The sequence below is a fragment of the bacterium genome, assembly GCA_037131655.1.
Lineage (GTDB): Bacteria > Armatimonadota > Fimbriimonadia > Fimbriimonadales > JBAXQP01 > JBAXQP01.
On the sequence record JBAXQP010000409.1, the window covers coordinates 1 to 1,987 of the forward strand.

Below are 1,987 nucleotides of genomic sequence, written 5' to 3' on the forward strand. Positions count from 1 at the left end.
GATCTGCAGGATGCTCTTGTTCTTTCACCGGATGGGGCCGCCAAATTTGTTCCTTTGCTGCCATCGTGATCATCTCGTTTCCTTCACCATTAGGGGGCAGCTTGATGCATCCCTACCATGCTGGGGGCCTTCCTGGTGGGTCACAGACACGACTCGATGATCGCTCTGGGCATATAGTAGTCCCCCCACCCACAGTCTTTCGTTCACATACTCAAAATGCTGCACGGTGGGGGCACGGCTGTCATCTTTCGTGCGAAAATGGCTCTCCCGCAATCTTGATGATGACGCGGTGTTGTAGGCGCTATCGGTCTCGATTTACAGTGTGGTGGCTTTGTGTGCCGGCCCTCTGTGCGGTTCGAGTCCGACCTTTCGACAAAAGTGCAGGAGAACCCACTTTGGCGCGAACGCACGCTGCACTGTCGTGCGCGAATTGACAACGACCTTGACACATTCCGACGCATGCTGCCGGATGTTGACGAATACTCAGGCGGAACAGTCAGGAATCGTGACTCCTCTCCAATCTCACTTGGCCGGAACCTGCTGCGCGACGGGATCATCAGCGCTCAGTTTCCCGCCAAAAGGTTTTTCTACCATCCAAGTTGCGCACGAGCCAGGTTCCGAGGTGCGGGCGGCAACAGCATCATTCTGGAATCAGCCTTGCGTAAAGAGGTCTTTTTGACTAGATATCGAGTATAAGGTCTCACATTCAGTCCAGCAAGAACAGGTCCGCTTCTTTATGTACTCAACTACCCTGTTGGATTTATCGCTTTCCAAAATTTCTTCTACGGAATCATCTACGATACTCCCCATTTTTCGGTCTAGCATTATGCAGGGATACAAGTTGCCTGAAGGGTCGATGTACAAGGAGTTCCTGCCGGCAAAACAATCATAGTCTCTTGCAGTGTTCAGATATCTCCAAACGGCTTGTTTGGTGAATGTTGCGTGGGGGGAGTCTAATCTGCCATATTTGCGAACCAGATGGTCAGCAACAAATCGAACCAGGTCATTGCATTCTCTCAAACTATCCTCATTCCACGTCAGTTTTTCGCAGACATTGTCGTAGAAGAAACTCCTCTGTTGCATTCTTAGTGATAAACCCGTGTTGAAGTTGGCTGCTAATTGGACTATTCCTGGGATGTCTCTGTAGTTTTGGGGAGATGCGGTGAAGCTTAGTGTAACCTGCACATTGTTGTCGATCCTAGGCCTGAAAAAAGTAAGCCATTCAATGATTCTGTCATAGTTTCCCTCAACGCCACGAATGTAGTCATGAGTTGCCTTTGTACCGTCCATAGAAATATTGATTTGAAAGACGCCGAGACTATGAATCTCCTCCAGAGATAAGACTTGATTGAGCTTGTCGAATGTCAAGCCGTTTGTGTTAATGTCCAGACGGATACCAGGCTTGGCAGAAGCGATCAGTCTAATCAGATTCTCGATGTCAGAATAGAGCAAAGGTTCCCCACCAGTCAGGGAAATGGTGCCTAGCGAGTCAAAGCTGCCCGCCGACAGCAACTCACGATATTGGTCGAGTGACAGTTCTCTAGGGCTCTTTCTGCTCCAGGTGTGGCAGTGTTTGCATCTGCTGTAGCATTTATAGGTTGTTGCGATTGTGAGACGTTTTATGATTCTCACGGGTCCAATAGTCCTAAACCCTCGATTATTCTAGGTTTTGGATGGCCAAGGCTGATGCCTCTAATAATCGCGTCAATGATATTGGCGACAACTTCTGCCCCATTACATCTGATTTGACTAAAAGAGCTTCGAATTGTCTTCATATTCGACATGAGATAATCGATCCCTAAGTGAACTCCATTCAGATCAAAAGAATCTATTATTGGTGGTTCTATATCAAGGATCCTTCTATACATGCGAGACTTCAGTTCTGTCTCCGAATGATCAGGTTTGCACATAAGAAGAGGTGTATCATAAGCCACGCATTCTGAGAATAAGCTCATTCCTTCAAAAATCTATAGAACATTCCAAACAA

The 1,987-nt window shown here is 47.5% G+C and carries 2 protein-coding genes; one reads left to right on the forward strand and one right to left on the reverse strand.

Going from position 1 to position 1,987, the window contains the following annotated elements; genetic code table 11:
• The first annotated feature begins 333 nt into the window (after positions 1 to 333).
• On the forward strand, positions 334 to 696 hold the full coding sequence (locus WCO51_13055; GenBank protein MEI6514182.1) for a hypothetical protein: 363 nt from the start codon (positions 334 to 336) through the stop codon (positions 694 to 696).
• Here the strand turns inward: WCO51_13055 and WCO51_13060 are convergent.
• The gene (locus WCO51_13060; protein MEI6514183.1) at positions 652 to 1,632 is read right to left on the reverse strand and encodes a radical SAM protein; all 981 of its coding nucleotides are present in this window, start codon (positions 1,630 to 1,632) and stop codon (positions 652 to 654) included. The two genes, WCO51_13055 and WCO51_13060, sit on opposite strands and share 45 nt — an antisense overlap.
• Positions 1,633 to 1,987 lie beyond the last annotated feature (355 nt).